Here is a 16,249-nt window from a genome sequence, read left to right on the forward strand (position 1 = left end):
CTTTTATATAAAAAAAGGACAATACTGATGAACAATATCCAAAAGACGCTCTGTTTTTTCTGATGACACACACTCTGACAACCTTGCCGCAGCGATAATGGGCGCCCATTGAAAAATTTCATCTTTAGACAGACCGCTTTTCTCACAGTAAAGGCGAATATACATTTCAGCCAATTCCACTGAAAACTGGGAATACAAAAGATACGTTCGATATACATCAGCACGTATATCCCCTGCACTAGAATCAACCCAGTCGATAATGGTGACGTTAGGATCTGACATAATTAAGTTGAATAAATGAAAATCCCCATGACAGAGTTTTTCGTCGAAGGTCATTGAATCTAGTTTTTTAATTAAGGTAGATTTAAGTTTACTATCCAATCCTGGTGCATTTTCTACTTGTCTAGTTAATTTTTCAGCCATCGGTTCAATCGAATCCGCTTTGACCTTATGAATTTTCATTTGTATATCAACAGAAATGTTCATATAATATTCCGCTTTTTCCATGTTATCTGTTAGAAAATCCCCTACCGTTCTCCCTTTTATGTGCTCCATTATGATGACCTGTTTACCATCTATTTTGGTTACATCAATTATTTTCGGCACAGAGAGCCCACACGAATAAGCATACTTTTGCTTATAAGCTTCATTAGTGGATTCTTTATCAGGTAATGAATCATTAAAAACTTTGAGAATCTTATTTTGATAAAGATATACTTTTGCTGTATTTCCCATAGCAATAGGAGTTCCTAAATTCATTGTTTTTCACTCCTTTTACTTTTTTAAAAAGATCCACCATCAGCCCCATTCATGAAGCTGGTCTAATCTTACCAATGTACTTGAAGTTTATTACCATTTGGGTCATAAAAGTGGAAAAAGGCATGACCATTATCTTCTTTTATAGCCTCGACCTTAACTTGATGATCCATTAAGTGTTGATGAAATTTAGATAATTCCGGACTTGTAAAGCCAATGCTAAACTCTGGTTCATGATCAATTGTAAAATGAGCAAAGGTTTCATCTTCAGTAGGAACTAAGATAAGTAAGAAAGGTCCTTCATTTACTTTTATAACCGCAAGTTCCTCAGTAATGTTTACTAACTGGAAGCCTAATATATCTCTATACCATTGTGCAGACAGTTCTAAATCTTTTACAGGAATTCTAATATAATGTACTTGTTCAATGAATGATTTACTCATACTCTTCTCTCCTTCATTTAGATACTAAGTAACTTTCCAACTCATCTTTTTGACGTACATGATGACGGAAATGCATTCCGACCAAATCATACCATTCCTTTGCATTCAGCCAGCCGAATCCTCCATGTTCAACTTTATTTTCCGGGTGAATATCATCCACTTTCGTTTCCCAATGAGTCAATCGTTGAATTAATTGTTCCATCCTGTTAATGAGTTCTTCTTTGCTGTCTGAATTATTTGGTGGAGCATTTAGTTCATCTGGTAACCTTATTTTGATAGGTGGAAACCCTCCTTTCTCAAATAATTGCTCTCCAAACTGGGTTTTCCCAAAGGGTTGTTCCTCTTTCAAAGCAGCACATTCTTCCATTCGATCAAGATACTCATGGGCAACAACGATTAAATGGTCATACATCTGGCCAATCGACCACACCCCTTCTTCCGAAATATATCTTAGCTGTTCTAATGAATAATTGTTAAGGTCACCTTTGAAAGTAATAAGCAGTTTCATATCATTCATATACATACTTCCTTTCCGTTTAAGAAAAATGTTTATTACTATTGCTGCATCTATTCCCCCCATAAAATGCGTACACTTTAGTCAGGTTACCTCTAATTCCATTAACACCTTTCCATTTGGCATATTCGTCTGGTATTTCTAGGTTAGAAACAAAGACTTCAAATGGCACACCATTTTCCACTGCTTCTTTCGTTTTTTCAATCAAAAAGGAAAGATACTTCTCCAGAGTACAAACCAATTCATTCCCCCCTGGAGATCCGTGACCAGGCACGACAGTCTCAATATCCAGTAGCTTCACCTTTTTTAGAATGGCACAAAATTCTTCCGGATCATCAATCGGTACATGCAAATCAACGGTGACCAGATCACCCAAGAACCCAACCTTCTCTTGGGGTAGGTACAGAAATGTGTCACTGGGGGTATGGCCTCCTCCAAAACAGTGCAATTCTACCTTTCTTTTTGAACCTTCAATCACCATCTTCTCTTCAAACAGAACGTTCGGGAGCACGAGCTTCATAGTAGGTAAGTCTCTTAGAATGGCTGCCATTTCTTTATATTGATTGGTGAGACTGGCATTCATGACTCTATCTGTAGCTAATTCAATTTGTTTTTCCAGTTTGTTTAAATAGTCTTCCGTTTCTTCTATTTCTGTCTTCAAATCTACTATTATATTTTTCTCTTCAAACCATTTCCTTGTTAGAGATGTGGAAATAATCGTTGTATCTAAAAATGCTTGATTTCCAAATACATGATCTCCGTGATAATGACTGTTGATCAGGTACTTCACTTTTTTCCCTGTCAGCTCTTCAGCCTGCTTCCTCAACTCATACCCAGCGGAAGGAGTGGCAAGTGAATCGAACACCAGTAAATTCTCACCCAAGTCAACGATACCGGCATTACTCCACGCACCTTTGCCCGGCTTTGCGATAGCTGCATAGACTCCGTCACTTAAGACATATAACCTAAAATAATCCGTGTCTTTTATTCTCTTTTTCACTGTTCTCACCCTCAGGAACTATAATGGTTGTCGACACTATTACTTAATTCCAATTATTTCAAATCACTGATCGAAACTCAATAACTAATTCCCATAAAAAAAGAAGCTTACCCTATTGCGGATAAGCCCCTTATTCTGGAATATTAGCTTTTCGTAAGTTCGTAACATGATTAGGATTTGTTAACCATTTACTCATGAGTTGCATTTGCTTCTGTTTCAAGTCACCATAAGGTTCTTCAATTGCTTCAATTTCATGAAATTTCTTTTCAAATAGTTTGGTATCGTTGATTTTTTTATAACCGCCAAAACCTAAATCATCGTTTAGTAACCAAACTACTTTTTTTATATTGGCAAACAGTATTCCTCCCGTGCACATTGGACAAGGTTCCAATGAAGTGTATATTGTAAACTTCTCACGGTTGACTTTCGCTTTAAATATTGATTTGCCGGCATTACGGATAGTGTCAATTTCAGCGTGGGCAGTCGCATCTTGGTGAGAATGTACTCTATTTCGCCCTTTTGAAATGATGTTCTGATTTTCATCCACTATAACTGCCCCAACAGGATATGTATTCTCATTCAATGCTTTTTCTGCTTCTTCAAGAGCCAACTCTAAAAAATATCGATCTTTTTTCATGGCCGTATTTCTCTCCCTATATAAAAAAGAACAATGGCTACTTTCGGTTCAATTTCTACCCCACAACCTACGAACATCCACCAATTCCTTTTCTATAAACTCCATCCTATAAATATCAGGTTTGGACGTGCTATGTAAAAAATCCAAGTCATACCTACGATTGAAATATCCCATCATCAATGTCATAACAGCCCCATGAGATCCGATTACGATATGTTTATCTTTAAATGTTTCTAATAGTTCATTTAAAACGTTAACAGCCCTTTTTTGACAGTCAGCATTTGATTCTGCTCCTTCTAAAGCGAAATTTGATTCCCCGAACGACTTCTCCAACAGTGGAATCAATTCCTTATCAGAAACTCGATTATCTTCAGAAGAAAAGATCCTCTCTTTTAAATCTTCATGCACGATAACTTCTTGACCTATTTGTTCAGCTACCTTTTCAATCGTTAAGATTGAACGTCTATAGGGGCTTGAAACAACTGCGTCAATCTTCTCATCTTTCAATATGTCAGTTACCCGTTTAGCATCCAAATGACCTTTTGGAGTTAGCCCTCTTGATCTTTCGTTTCCTTCCTTTGGTGACTCACCGTGCCTCACCATATAAACAAACGTACTCATCTTGTATTTACCTCCACTAAGGTTCGATTGATAACATGGTTATAACATGGCCTGAACCCCGACAAAGTTTAAGCTGCATATTCGGGTCAGGCCATGGCAATGAAAGCACTTACCTTACTCTACTGTTCTTCCACGATAAACGTTCAGAGTGATGACATTCAGTATGATCGTAACAGTGAGAAGAATCGCCGAGACATAAGCGACGGCATACATGGTGTCCATGAGGGCACTCCAATCCTCAACCGTTACTTTATAGTAGGTATAAAAGATCTGGAAGCATAGTGAAATACCGCAAGCACAGATACTCATCATAGAAAGAACAACCCAATTTTTATTCTGATTCTTATCCCGGGTTAAATTAAGAACCGGGAGTATCCAGGCAATGAGCCCAAGTAATAGGCTTCCGAGATTAAGTAAACCAAACATGTATACAATCCCCTTTTCCTTATTGTTTATTGGCGTATAACTCAATGAACTAGTTTCCACAAACCGCATGGAAGATATATACAAACCAAATACACTACCAATTATTTCAAAATTATGCACCATACTCAAGAATTTTTTTAAAAAAATAAGCCTATCCTTGGTTTGGATAAGCTTACGATTGCGGAGCAAATATCTCATAGTTGAAAAGGGACTATCATCACTTGATCCATGGGGTTATCAAGAACAGAGGAGTGTTCATGGAGATAGGTTCTGTTTCTTTTAGAATAATAGTTGGGCTCCTCTTTTATAATATTCGTCCATTATTTCGATCGGAACCATACTTCCACCTGTTGCCCACATGAGATGGGTAGCATGTTTCATTTGATCTTTTAAATGATGATTTTCTATATATTCTTTCCCTTGTTTCTCAGTCAATAACTTTATTGGACCTATTACCCCAGCCAATGCGGAAGGCTCAAGGCGAATATTCTCTGTATCGGCCAATGCGCTTAATAGTTTAAATAATTCATGATCACTTACCGTATAGCTTCCGCTTAATAAAGGTTCAATGGTTTGACCAACGAATCCTGATGGTCTACCAACGGCAAGGCCGTCAGCTGATGTGATGTTGTCAATTCCAAAGTCTTGGACTGAAACTTTATCATGAAGCCCCGTTACGAGTCCGAGCAGCATACATGGAGAATGTGTAGGCTCTGCAAAGAAGCAATGTACTGCATCTTGAAATATTAATTTCAACCCAAACGCGACTCCACCCGGTCCTCCGCCTACTCCGCATGGAAGGTAAACAAATAGCGGATGGTTTTTATCCACGGTTATATTTAGTTCTTCTAACTGTTCCTTTAATCGAAAGGCTGCGACTGCATATCCTAAAAATAAATCGTGAGAGTTTTCGTCATCAATGAAGTAGCAACTCGAATCATTATCAGCCTGTTTGCGCCCCTCTTCGACAGCTTTGCTGTAATCTTCGTTATATTCAATTACCGTTACTCCTTTGCTTTTAAGGAGGTCTTTCTTCCATTTTTTTGCATCAGCAGACATGTGGACCGTTACGTTAAAACCTAATTTAGCACTCATAATCCCTATACTTAAACCTAGATTGCCTGTAGAACCGACCGCAATGGAGTATTCTGAAAAGAGGTTTCTCAATTTCTCGCTATCAAGGATCGTATAATCATCCTCTTCTGATAGTAAACCGTGTTGAATGGCCAATGTTTCTGCGTGTTTTAACACTTCGTAAATGCCGCCGCGGGCTTTAATGGAGCCTGATATCGGAAGGTGGCTGTCACATTTCAACAAAAATTCCCCTTCTAATGGTTGTTCATACATCTGTGACAATTTTTGACGCATCGCCGGAATGGAGACAATAGGAGATTCAATTATCCCACTTAGTTCCCTTGTCTCTGGAAAAACCTTTGCGATGTATGGAGCAAAACGCTTCAGCCTATTCTCTGCATCTTTCACATCATTTTCATTAAGGGGAAGTTTATTAACTCCTGTTTGAAATGGTTCCATTTTTGGATTTGTCCACAATACTTCCTTTAAAGCGACTAACTCGCCTATTAATGGATATTCCTTTATCCAACCTTGAATTGTTTTCATCTCTCTTCGCCTCCAAAAGGAATCTTAATGTCCTGAAGTTAGTTTAACACCCACAGCCCCTGCAATAATACATATTATCCATATGGTTGATCTTAAACTTCTAGGTTCATTAAAGAAGATCATGCCGGCTATCACACTTCCGACAGCGCCAATGCCGGTCCATATTGCATAAGCAGTCCCAACTGGAAGCGATGTTATTGACAAAGAAAGAAAATAAAAGCTTATACTTCCGCAAACAAGACAACTGATCGTTGAGCGCCATTTTTTAAAACCATCTGCACACTTCATGCTGATCACACTTCCAATCTCGGCAAATCCGGCAATAAGAAGAAACAACCAATCCATTAAATCAACTCCTAACCCTTTACCTATCCTTCATTTCCTCTTATGCTTCAGCTTCCGCCTGGCTTATTTTTAGACCAATGATTCCTGTGATCATTAACGCGACAAAAAATACTTTCCATAGATGAATAGTTTCTTCCCAAAAAAGCACCCCTACTACAACTGTCCCCACCGTGCCTAATCCAGTAAAAATGGCGTAGCCAGTTCCTAAAGCAATCGAATAAAACGATTTTGAAAGCAGAAAAAAACTTAAGAGTATTAACGCTACCGTTATAACACTAGGGATCAGGATGGTAAATCCATGTGAATATTTAAGGCCTATCACCCAGACAATTTCTAAAAGCCCTGCCATGATCAAATAGGTCCATGCCATAGACTTGTTCTCTCCTTCCGACATGGCCGCCTATTTTGCAACAGCGAAGCTCTCAATATATCGATTGATTGCATGAGCTACACCATTCTCAACGTTCGTAAGGGTTGTCGTTGTACAAACCGCTTTTATCTCATCTTTCGCATTTCCCATTGCCACACTGCACCCAACTTTTTCGAACATGGATAGATCATTGTTACTGTCTCCGATGGCCATTGCCTGATCTAAGTCGCCATTTTGCATGAACGACAATTTTTCAAGAGCCATTCCTTTTGAAGCTCTTTTATTCGTAATTTCAATATTATGATCGGCAGACGAAACAACCATTAACTCATCAAACGTATTAAATTGGTTCCATGCTTCCTCTAATTTCATTTGATCAAAAGAACAGGCTAAGATATTATTGAACTCTTCCCCTTGACCCAGAATTTCCTGGTAGCTTTCAACGAGTACATATCCAAATTGATCAAATTGTCTTTCTGCTTCTGTTGCTAATTTTGCCATATCCAAACCCGAATCTGTATTTTTCAAGCTTTGTATCTCATCATAGAATTGCTGTCTTCCTTTTGTTAGAGCATAAATCGCTTTATCCGTGAACACCTCGTAGTAATAATTCCGCTCATCCAGCCATTGGAGAATCGATTGGGCACAATTATTTGATAGTGTAATAGAAGAAAGGCATTCCCCATTTTTCCCATGAATGGTTGCTCCATTCGTCCCGATGACAAACGGAGAAATCCCGGCTTTTTCACAAATGGTTTGAACATCAAAATACGCCCGACCTGTTGAGATCACGATTTCAATACCGTTTTCTTGAGCAGAGTGAATCGCCTTAATATTTTCTTCGCTAATTTCGTTCTGGTCGTTCAATAATGTTCCATCTAAATCGATCGCAATAAAACTCATAAAATAATACTCCTTTTCTAAAGTAAACTATGATTTTTTTCCGCTTCTAAGAGAGGCAATGGATTATGCTACAATCCAATTTATTTTCTTTAATTGCGGATGGTCATTCCATTCCTCTGGAAATGTCTGCTCGCAGACAACCACATCGATTTTTTCTAAAGGAGAAACTTTACAAAAAGTATCCACACCAATTTTAGAGGAATCTGTTAGTAATATGACTTGCTTAGACACTTCAACCATTTTGCGTGAAACCAATGTTTCATGTAAATGATAATTACTAACTCCATTTTGGAGAGAAAAACCGCCCGCTGAAATGAACGCTTTATCGATAATAAACTGATCCAGCATTCGTTCTGTAAGACTTCCGGAAATCGATTGGTGCTTAGGATCAATTTGCCCGCCAAGCAATAAAACTTGACCTGTGAACAGATTTTGATTGAGAGAATCCGTCAACACGGTTGAGACAGGAAGAGAATTAGTGATAATGGTAATATCCTTTTTCTTTTCAATCTGCTTCGCAAATTCGAGCATGGTCGTTCCTACATCAATGGCAATTACATCTCCATCAGAAATGAGATCCACAGCTTTTTTGCCAACCTTCACTTTCGCTTCCTGATTCACAGTAGTACGTTGGAAAAAGGGCGGTTCCTCCGATGGAGAGACGGCATGGATCGCTCCACCGTAAACCCTTTTTAATAATCCTTTTTCCTCTAAGATCATCAAATCGCGACGAATCGTTTCTTCAGAAACCTGAAATTGCTCAACTAATTCCATGACTTTTACTTTTCCAGTTTTCTTTAGTTCTCTTACTATTTCATTTTTTCTTTCTTCAGGCAAAACGGACATCTCTCATCCTCCTAGTAAAACTTTTTATAGAATAAGGCATTCTTTCTTAGGTAACATAAGTTGAATATGTGTTCCTTGGTCAAACATTGCTCCTCGGTGGTGAAGATCATCTACATGGAACGTAGAGTTTTTTGATTCGACTTCATATCTTAATACATTGCCTTTCATAGAGACATCTTTAATAACTCCAGGAAGTCGCCAATTTTCTTCTAAATCCAGGCTCTCTTCACCCATCGGGAGGAGTTTTAACACTTCAGGTCGAAAGGCAACTTCATCCCCTTTTAATTCCGTGCTGCGAACGAGTTTGCTGAACGTTTCCATTTTAAAGACATTATAATTCCCAATGAAATTTGCCACAAATGTATTGACAGGAGAGGTATATATTTCAGTTGGAGAACCGGATTGTACGACATTTCCTTTATTCATTACATAAATTCGATCAGACATTGTCATTGCTTCTTCCTGATCATGTGTAACAAAAATGGTAGTAATATTTAATTCCTTTTGGATTCTCTTTAATTCTTTTTGTAAACTTTTTCTAATTTTTGCATCCAACGCGCTTAGCGGTTCATCTAAAAGCAATACTTTTGGCTCCATCACAAGGGCGCGAGCCAGAGCAACTCTCTGCTGCTGTCCACCGGATAATTGATGGGGGTATGATGCTTCTTTTCCTGCTAAATCTACCATCTCAATCATCTTTTCCACTTTTGACTTACTATTTTTCACCTTTTTCATTTTAAGTCCATAGGCGATATTATCAAAAACAGTTAAATTCGGGAAAAGGGCATAAGATTGAAACACCATGCCCACTTCGCGCTGACGGGGAGCTAAGTTGGTAATGTCTTTTCCATCAATTAAGATATTTCCTGCATCAACATCTTCAAGTCCTGCAATCGACCGCAGCAATGTGCTCTTTCCGCACCCGCTCTGCCCAAGCAAAGTAGCAAATTCCCCTTTGTTTAAGGTAATAGAAATATCGTTTAAAACATCTTGATTGTCATACTTCTTATTTACTTGATCGATGGTTACATAGCTCATGAGTTTTCACCTTCTACTGTAATTTTTTTATCACGGCTTTGTTTTTTAAAAAGCGAATGGACGATGTTCTTTTTTGATACTCCGGAATTCTTTTCGTTTTTAAAAGTAAGTTTTAGTACAGCCCCCGTTATGATCAAAATCACTGAATAATACGTAATAACAATTGCACTTGTTAAGTGACCACTGCTGTTCAGTTTATCTGCAAGATAAATTTGCAGAGTTTCAAATCTGCCTCCAACAAGCAAATTAGCCAGAGCAAATTCACTAAACAATAATGAGACTGATAATAAAGTAGATACTAAAATACCAGAGATAATATTTGGGAACACGACTGTACGAAACGCTTGAAACTTTGTGGCACCGAGTAATTCGGCTGCATCAAAGAGTTGTACAGCATTGAGCGTTCGAAGACTGTTGCGAATACCTTGATACATAAATGGCAAAATCGTAATGAAGTATGCGCCAATTAGTATCCAAGGTGTTCCGGCAATTGGAAACGGGCTATTTGAATATAACTTGATTAATCCTACAGCTCCAACAATGGGAGGTATTCCATATGGAAGCATTGCGGCTGCCTGAAGCAATCGTTCCCATTTACTGAAATATACTGTAATGATAAAGATCGTCGGAAGCATGATAACTATACTAAGACCTACTGTCATCACAATTAAAAACAGCGTTCGTTGAAAAGCATCATAAAACCGTTCATCTTGAAATAATTCAATATACCATTTCATTGTATAACTCTCAGGTAAAATAGTATGATCCCATTTACCTGCGATCGAGAACAAGAATGTCCCTATAAGCGGAATTAATAAATAGATGACTAAAAGCCCAACGACTACTTTATGAAAAGAGAAAGAAGATTTCATCGCAAATCCCTCCTTATGCGGCGCATCATTCGTTCATTGAACCACAACGCACCTACCATCGTCGCTGCTAAAAGAACTCCCATCGCACTGCCCAGCTGTGGATTTAATGCTACGTCACTTGCTACCAAGGAGGCAATTTGCAACGACAACAAGTTATAGTTACTTCCGACCAATGCATAGGCTGTAGCATAAGCTCCCATCGCATTGGCAAACAAAATACTGAATGTACCTACAATACTAGGTAGCAGAACAGGAATCCCAATACGAAGCCAAAAAGAATAGGTTGACCCTCCTAATAAGGATGAAGCCTCTTTCCATTGTTTTTTAATCCCTTGATATGATGGGTAGATGAGCATAACAGCAAGCGGAATTTGAAAATAAATATACACAAGAATGAGGCCTGTCCAGGAATATAAATTAAAATCCGCAAACACATTCAATCCCATTTTAGAAAAAAGCAAGGTAAACAATCCGTTGTTTCCAAGTAAAATAATGTATGAAAATGAAAGGGGGATTCCCTCAAAATTCGAAGTCATATTTGTAACCATTAACAGCCGATTTTGTATATTTTGAGAGAACTTTGTAATGGAATAAGCTGCAATTACCGCTATTATCACAGAAATCACGGCTGATATTAATGAAATAACAAGGCTATTTTGAATGGCTTGCAAATAAAATTCACTTTTAAAAATGGTTAAATATTGATGAATCGTAACTTGAATTCCATCGTCTCCATAAAGGCTATTTTTAATCATTGCGGCTAATGGTCCGATTTCAAAACCAATGACAAACAAAATAAATGGCAGTAAAAGAGCTAATAAGTAAATTTTTTGTTTTTTTAATTTTGGCAAGACTACTCGCTCCTCTATTTTCTCTATCAATATGGGAATTGGTTTAACCGAATGTTAAACCAATTCCGGTTGATAGTTCATTCTGATGATCTAAATCGTCATTTTCCCTTTAATCCCTGGCAATTGATAGGAAATCATTTTATTGGATGGCTCGATATTTAAAAGTTCACAAACGAGCGGAGCAAAAGCCAACTGCGGAACCACTTCACTATAAACACCTGGCTCAACTTTTGGACTGATCATGAAGAGTGGTACATCACGTTCACCATCAGTAATGCCACCATGATTGCCAGTTTCACTCATCCCATGATCAGAAGTAATTAAAATATGGTAGCCTTCTTTCATCCAAATTGGCAGAAGCTGAGCCAAAATGCTTCCCATTTTCAAGATCTGTTCACGATATTCTTTTGATTCTGAACCATAGATTTCTCCTTTTACATCGACACCAAGGGGATGGATATATAAAAAGTGCGGGTCATACTTTCTGCGCAAAGCTTCTGCATCCATGAGCACATGACTGTCTGGATAGTCATCATCCCAATAAAATTTCCCGTATTGAATTGGCTTGGATGGATCCTCTTGCTCACGGTCTTCAATAAAATGGAATGGAGCACGATTATAAAGCTCGCTTACCCAGTAATACGATACCGATCCGTTTCTTAAACCATTCTCTTTCGTCAGATGAAAGAGACTTTTCTCGGTAGATAGCTGGACCACTTGATTGGACGTAATGCCGTTCATTGATGCGGGAGTACCTGTTAACAACACTTCATATAATGGACGGGAAAGACTGGGAAGCTCCGACTTCACTTTGTAAAGTGAAGCCTGATTCGTTTCAACTAAATGCTGAAGATATCCTAAAGCCTCACATGCTTTATCGTATCTCATACCATCCACAACAATAGCGATTACCTTATTTGACATGCACTAACACCTCTTCCTGCCAAACCTGTGTCAACGTTTTAACCGTTTCCTCCCAAGCTTTGTAGTCTTCTATAGGTTTTGCATTTTTGTACTGTTCTTCTGGAACCATTTTTTCAGCTACTTCTTTTGGAAGTTCCACGTCACGAATTGGACGGGCAAATCCTTTAGCCAAGTTGATTTGTCCTTCATCACTTAAGATAAATTCTCTAGTCGCCATGGCTGCATGAGGATGCTTTGCATATTTATTAATAATGGTTGCGTAGCCGCTCACTACTGAACCCTCACTTGGAATGCTCACATCAAATTGATCACGATTGATTTGTTCAGCATAACCAAGAGCATTGAAGTCCCATACTAAGGCAACCTCCACTTCCCCTTTTTCGATATTAGCTGGTTTCGCATCTGTTAAGCTTAGACGACCTTGCTTAGCAAGCTTAGTAAAAAAATCAATTCCCGGCTGAAGGTTTGTTTCATTACCGCCGTAAGCCATCGCTGCAGCAAGAACAGCCATTTGGTTCTGTGCACCACGTTGTACATCGCCAACTGTTACTTTATAATCGCCGTTTAAGATGTCATCCCATGATTTAGGCGGATTTTCAACTAACTCTTTATTCGATAAGAATGCAATCGTTCCTTGGTAACCAACAACCCAATCCCCGTTATCATCTTTTGCCCATTCAGGTACCTCGTCCCAATAGGAAGTTTTATAAGGAATCGTCAATTTCTTCTGTTCCGCGATTGGCCCAAAGGCAATCCCAACATCACCGATATCAGCAGTCGCATTTTCTTTTTCAGATTCCATTTTAGCAATCTCTTCGGCACTGGATAAATCTGTATCACTGTGATCTAATGTGTATTTATCTGTAACCTCTGTCCACGTTTCAACCCAGTTAGCCCATGAATCAGGCATACCGACACTATTAATTTCTCCTTCTTCTATTGCTTTTGTCTCGATCTCTTTGAGAGTTAATGATGTTGTATCACTTATAACTGGAGCAGCTTTTTCTTTGTTCTCTCCACAAGCAGCCAGTCCTAATACACTTACACCTAACACTATCGCTTGAATAGATTTGTAACCCTTTTTCTTAAATGTGAATGTCATTAATAATTCCTCCAATTAATGTGGATTTCTTAATATTCATTACTGTTTATTACTGTTTCAGCATAATCCGACAATATTAACTCCACATTAATCAAATATTAAGATATTGTAAATCAGAAGGGCCGGATAGATAAATGAAGCATTTGGGAAGAGTTGAAAACCCTCTAACATTGGAGAAACAGTAGCATCTCAATTCAGGAAGTATTGGATTAAAATCAGTCTTCAAAGAACTACATAAACGTAAATCATAAAAGAGCTGGATAGTTTAAATACTGAAAATGGAAATAACACCATATTATTTAATATGGCTGAATAAGTGTTACATAATCCTGACGGAATGATTAGGGATGTCCTCTAAAGTATTGGCAACTTATATAGATGTGTGTTCTATAGTGGAAATCTTGCTTAAGAAGGGAATGGCCTGCTTTATGTATTAGCTCAACCAAAGGGGATTTACATTAAAATTGGGGTTTGTATCAAAATAAAAAAGCCGCTCAGCAAATACTGAACAGCTTTTATCAATCATTCATTTTACTTTTACTAGCCGCAACGCATTCAAAATGACGATGATTGCAGCTCCTGTATCACTTAACACCGCTAACCATAGTGTTAACCATCCTGGGAAGATCAAAGCCAGGGCGACAAATTTTACGATCAAAGAGAACCAGATGTTCTGCTTGATGATTCTGAGCGCTTTTCTGCTCAAGTTGATCGTATGCGGAAGTTTTTCAAGGTTATCCGCCATCAGGACAATGTCGGCCGTTTCCATCGCTGTGTCCGTTCCCGCACCGCCCATGGCAATCCCCAGATCCGCGGTTGCAAGTGCAGGAGCATCGTTAATGCCGTCTCCGACCATTGCTACGTTATGACCTTCCCTTTGTAATTGTTTGATCGCTTCCACTTTATCTTCCGGTAACAGTTCAGCAAAATAGCGGTTGACGCTTGTTTCCTTGGAGATCATCTTAGCTGTGCCTTCATTATCACCTGTCAGCATGACAACTTGATTGACTCCAACTTTCTTTAACCCGTTCAAGGCATTAACGGTCGAGTTCCTGATGGTATCAGCAACAGAAATGACGCCGATGATTTCTTTCCTTGTACCGATAATGACAACGGTTTTTCCTTTACTCTGCAGATCTTCAACATTTGCTTTCACTTCCCCGAGAGGAATCTCCATTTCATCAAAAAGCCTTGAATTTCCGGCATAATATACTTCACCGTCAATGGTGGCTTGAACACCTTTACCTACAATACTCTTAAACAACTCGCCTTGTTTAGCTTGAATCCCCTTGACATTCGCGTATCGAACAATGGTTTGTGCAATCGGATGAGTCGAGTATTCTTCCAGCGTCAAGGCGATCGACAGCAACTCGTCTTCCGATGTACGTAAAGCCTTGATTTCAGAAACGTTCGGTTTTCCTTCAGTCAAGGTACCCGTTTTATCAAAGGCGATGGCATTGATGGCTCCTGCCTTTTCCAGGAATGTTCCCCCTTTGATTAACACACCATTCTTTGCAGCGTTTCCAATGGCAGAAACAATCGCGACAGGGGTAGAAATAACCAATGCACATGGACAGGCAACGACTAATAATTCGAGTCCTTTATAGAACCATTCTCCCCATGTTCCTAAGCCTACTAAAGGCGGAATGACCATGACGACTAATGCCAGGATAAATACAATGGGTGTATAGATTGCCGCAAATTTATCGATAAATGCCTGGGTGGGAGCCTTCTGTTCCTGGGCTTCTTCCACCAGGTGAATGATTTTTGCGATAGTCGTATCTTCCACTAACTTGGTAACTTTCACTTCAAGGGACCCGTTTTCATTGATGGTTCCTGCGTATACGGTATCACCGGCTTGTTTATCGACGGGAATGGATTCTCCTGTTATCGGAGCTTGATTGACACTGGATTCACCGGTCACAATCTCTCCGTCTAATGGGATTCTATCACCCGGTTTAACAACCAGAATGTCACCGACGGACACTTCTTCAACAGGTTTCTTCATTAATCGGGAGCCCACTTTAATCCATGCTTCCGACGGAGCCAGGTTCATTAAATTCCGAATAGAGTCCCTTGTTTTTTCAAGTGACATATTTTGAAGAGTGGTTCCGAGAGCGAATAACCAAACCACTGTTGCCCCTTCAAGCCATTCTCCGATAAAGGCAGCACCAATGGCCGCAGCTGACATGAGGACATTCATATCCAATGACCGGCTTTTAATCGAATAAAAGGCACTTTTCACAGGTTTATACCCGCTGATCACCATTGCCAACGCGTACATTAGGGTGGTGATGAATGTGGAAACACCGGTAAAAGAACCGATAAAACCTAGTCCAATCAATATACCTGATGTAATGATCAACCCTTTACCTTCCTGGTGCTTAACTGGTTCAGCTCCATTGTTCTTTGAGGCCAATGACGCTTTAAAGCCGATTTTAGACACTTCAGAAATGATTTCTTCCACACTGTTTTCATGCCCTGCTTTCAATTTCCCCGTTGAAAAGTTAACACTTACACTGTTTACACCGGGTATTGTGTTTAAGTGGTTTTCAATACTTTTGGCACAACTACTGCAATCCATGCCTTCTACATGATAAATCCTCATATTATTTTTTTGTTCTAAGGGTTCAACCTTAAATCCAAGCTTTTGCACCACATCTTCCACTTGGTCAAGATTCGTTTCTTTATTCCCCATGAACCGAAGTTTACCTGTATTATAGTTAACCTTTATATTTTCTATGTTATTTACTTTTCCTAATCCTTTTTCAATGGATGAGGCGCAAGAAGGACAATCCATCCCGAATACTCTGTATTCAACCATCTCACCGCTTGCAATGCCTGCAGCTTCTACTGCGACCGCCTCGCTTCTGCAACATGCCTGTTTCTTCTCAATTACTTCTTCACTGCTGCAACAGCTTTTTTCTTTAAGATCTTCCGCAGCTTCAGAACTGCAACATTTATCGGCCATTTTCCCACCT

General features: G+C 39.0%; 18 protein-coding genes. All 18 read right to left on the minus strand.

The window, feature by feature from the left end:
* Positions 1-3 precede the first annotated feature (3 nt).
* Complete coding sequence (locus ACXAF2_RS15330) at positions 4-759, minus strand: aminoglycoside phosphotransferase family protein (RefSeq protein WP_475139918.1); 756 nt, start codon at positions 757-759, stop codon at positions 4-6.
* Between the two features lie 68 nt (positions 760-827).
* Positions 828-1,199: a VOC family protein gene (locus ACXAF2_RS15335; protein ID WP_475139920.1), complete on the minus strand. Its 372-nt coding sequence runs from the start codon at positions 1,197-1,199 to the stop codon at positions 828-830.
* A gap of 13 nt (positions 1,200-1,212) precedes the next feature.
* The gene (locus tag ACXAF2_RS15340) at positions 1,213-1,716 is read right to left on the minus strand and encodes a DinB family protein (protein ID WP_475139922.1); all 504 of its coding nucleotides are present in this window, start codon (positions 1,714-1,716) and stop codon (positions 1,213-1,215) included.
* 19 nt (positions 1,717-1,735) lie between these two features.
* On the minus strand, positions 1,736-2,713 hold the full coding sequence (locus ACXAF2_RS15345; RefSeq protein ID WP_475139924.1) for an MBL fold metallo-hydrolase: 978 nt from the start codon (positions 2,711-2,713) through the stop codon (positions 1,736-1,738).
* 130 nt (positions 2,714-2,843) lie between these two features.
* Positions 2,844-3,350 carry a nucleoside deaminase gene (locus ACXAF2_RS15350; RefSeq protein ID WP_475139926.1) on the minus strand — a complete coding sequence of 169 codons (507 nt, stop codon included), beginning with the start codon at positions 3,348-3,350 and terminating at the stop codon, positions 2,844-2,846.
* Positions 3,351-3,398: 48 nt separating this feature from the next.
* Positions 3,399-3,971: a histidine phosphatase family protein gene (locus tag ACXAF2_RS15355; protein WP_475139928.1), complete on the minus strand. Its 573-nt coding sequence runs from the start codon at positions 3,969-3,971 to the stop codon at positions 3,399-3,401.
* 114 nt (positions 3,972-4,085) lie between these two features.
* Entirely contained in the window at positions 4,086-4,397 is a 312-nt protein-coding gene (locus tag ACXAF2_RS15360; RefSeq protein ID WP_475139929.1) for a hypothetical protein, read from the minus strand.
* Between the two features lie 279 nt (positions 4,398-4,676).
* On the minus strand, positions 4,677-6,017 hold the full coding sequence (locus ACXAF2_RS15365; RefSeq protein ID WP_475139930.1) for a D-serine ammonia-lyase: 1,341 nt from the start codon (positions 6,015-6,017) through the stop codon (positions 4,677-4,679).
* Positions 6,018-6,041: 24 nt separating this feature from the next.
* Positions 6,042-6,362, minus strand: a complete 321-nt coding sequence (locus ACXAF2_RS15370; protein WP_475139932.1) for a DMT family transporter — start codon at positions 6,360-6,362, stop codon at positions 6,042-6,044.
* A gap of 40 nt (positions 6,363-6,402) precedes the next feature.
* Positions 6,403-6,732: a DMT family transporter gene (locus tag ACXAF2_RS15375; protein ID WP_475139933.1), complete on the minus strand. Its 330-nt coding sequence runs from the start codon at positions 6,730-6,732 to the stop codon at positions 6,403-6,405.
* Positions 6,733-6,762: 30 nt separating this feature from the next.
* Complete coding sequence (locus tag ACXAF2_RS15380; RefSeq protein WP_475139934.1) at positions 6,763-7,635, minus strand: Cof-type HAD-IIB family hydrolase; 873 nt, start codon at positions 7,633-7,635, stop codon at positions 6,763-6,765.
* Positions 7,636-7,698: 63 nt separating this feature from the next.
* Positions 7,699-8,481, minus strand: coding sequence for a DeoR/GlpR family DNA-binding transcription regulator (locus ACXAF2_RS15385; protein WP_475139936.1), 783 nt, complete (start codon positions 8,479-8,481; stop codon positions 7,699-7,701).
* Positions 8,482-8,505: 24 nt separating this feature from the next.
* Positions 8,506-9,519, minus strand: coding sequence for an ABC transporter ATP-binding protein (locus tag ACXAF2_RS15390; protein ID WP_475139937.1), 1,014 nt, complete (start codon positions 9,517-9,519; stop codon positions 8,506-8,508).
* Positions 9,516-10,391 (minus strand): ABC transporter permease, encoded by an 876-nt coding sequence (locus ACXAF2_RS15395; protein WP_475139938.1) that lies wholly within the window; start codon positions 10,389-10,391, stop codon positions 9,516-9,518. Before ACXAF2_RS15395 ends, ACXAF2_RS15390 begins: the two co-directional genes overlap by 4 nt.
* Positions 10,388-11,242 carry an ABC transporter permease gene (locus ACXAF2_RS15400; RefSeq protein WP_475139940.1) on the minus strand — a complete coding sequence of 285 codons (855 nt, stop codon included), beginning with the start codon at positions 11,240-11,242 and terminating at the stop codon, positions 10,388-10,390. Before ACXAF2_RS15400 ends, ACXAF2_RS15395 begins: the two co-directional genes overlap by 4 nt.
* A gap of 90 nt (positions 11,243-11,332) precedes the next feature.
* Positions 11,333-12,166 (minus strand): alkaline phosphatase family protein, encoded by an 834-nt coding sequence (locus ACXAF2_RS15405; protein WP_475139941.1) that lies wholly within the window; start codon positions 12,164-12,166, stop codon positions 11,333-11,335.
* Positions 12,156-13,268, minus strand: a complete 1,113-nt coding sequence (locus tag ACXAF2_RS15410) for an ABC transporter substrate-binding protein (RefSeq protein WP_475139942.1) — start codon at positions 13,266-13,268, stop codon at positions 12,156-12,158. Before ACXAF2_RS15410 ends, ACXAF2_RS15405 begins: the two co-directional genes overlap by 11 nt.
* 526 nt (positions 13,269-13,794) lie before the next feature.
* A complete protein-coding gene (locus ACXAF2_RS15415; RefSeq protein ID WP_475139944.1) occupies positions 13,795-16,239 on the minus strand; it encodes a heavy metal translocating P-type ATPase in 2,445 nt (814 codons plus the stop codon).
* Positions 16,240-16,249 lie beyond the last annotated feature (10 nt).

The organism is Rossellomorea sp. ABR4_004 (assembly GCF_056159585.1).

What these genes read in the sequence shown, in the direction of transcription:
- ACXAF2_RS15335 (WP_475139920.1), bottom strand. Translation starts at nt 1,199, where the DNA reads ATGAGTAAATCATTCATTGAACAAGTACATTATATTAGAATTCCTGTA.
- ACXAF2_RS15385 (WP_475139936.1), bottom strand. Translation starts at nt 8,481, where the DNA reads ATGTCCGTTTTGCCTGAAGAAAGAAAAAATGAAATAGTAAGAGAACTA.
- ACXAF2_RS15415 (WP_475139944.1), bottom strand. Translation starts at nt 16,239, where the DNA reads ATGGCCGATAAATGTTGCAGTTCTGAAGCTGCGGAAGATCTTAAAGAA.
- ACXAF2_RS15355 (WP_475139928.1), bottom strand. Translation starts at nt 3,971, where the DNA reads ATGAGTACGTTTGTTTATATGGTGAGGCACGGTGAGTCACCAAAGGAA.
- ACXAF2_RS15370 (WP_475139932.1), bottom strand. Translation starts at nt 6,362, where the DNA reads ATGGATTGGTTGTTTCTTCTTATTGCCGGATTTGCCGAGATTGGAAGT.
- ACXAF2_RS15375 (WP_475139933.1), bottom strand. Translation starts at nt 6,732, where the DNA reads ATGGCATGGACCTATTTGATCATGGCAGGGCTTTTAGAAATTGTCTGG.
- ACXAF2_RS15365 (WP_475139930.1), bottom strand. Translation starts at nt 6,017, where the DNA reads ATGAAAACAATTCAAGGTTGGATAAAGGAATATCCATTAATAGGCGAG.
- ACXAF2_RS15350 (WP_475139926.1), bottom strand. Translation starts at nt 3,350, where the DNA reads ATGAAAAAAGATCGATATTTTTTAGAGTTGGCTCTTGAAGAAGCAGAA.
- ACXAF2_RS15395 (WP_475139938.1), bottom strand. Translation starts at nt 10,391, where the DNA reads ATGAAATCTTCTTTCTCTTTTCATAAAGTAGTCGTTGGGCTTTTAGTC.
- ACXAF2_RS15380 (WP_475139934.1), bottom strand. Translation starts at nt 7,635, where the DNA reads ATGAGTTTTATTGCGATCGATTTAGATGGAACATTATTGAACGACCAG.
- ACXAF2_RS15390 (WP_475139937.1), bottom strand. Translation starts at nt 9,519, where the DNA reads ATGAGCTATGTAACCATCGATCAAGTAAATAAGAAGTATGACAATCAA.
- ACXAF2_RS15410 (WP_475139942.1), bottom strand. Translation starts at nt 13,268, where the DNA reads ATGACATTCACATTTAAGAAAAAGGGTTACAAATCTATTCAAGCGATA.
- ACXAF2_RS15340 (WP_475139922.1), bottom strand. Translation starts at nt 1,716, where the DNA reads ATGAATGATATGAAACTGCTTATTACTTTCAAAGGTGACCTTAACAAT.
- ACXAF2_RS15330 (WP_475139918.1), bottom strand. Translation starts at nt 759, where the DNA reads ATGAATTTAGGAACTCCTATTGCTATGGGAAATACAGCAAAAGTATAT.
- ACXAF2_RS15360 (WP_475139929.1), bottom strand. Translation starts at nt 4,397, where the DNA reads ATGTTTGGTTTACTTAATCTCGGAAGCCTATTACTTGGGCTCATTGCC.
- ACXAF2_RS15405 (WP_475139941.1), bottom strand. Translation starts at nt 12,166, where the DNA reads ATGTCAAATAAGGTAATCGCTATTGTTGTGGATGGTATGAGATACGAT.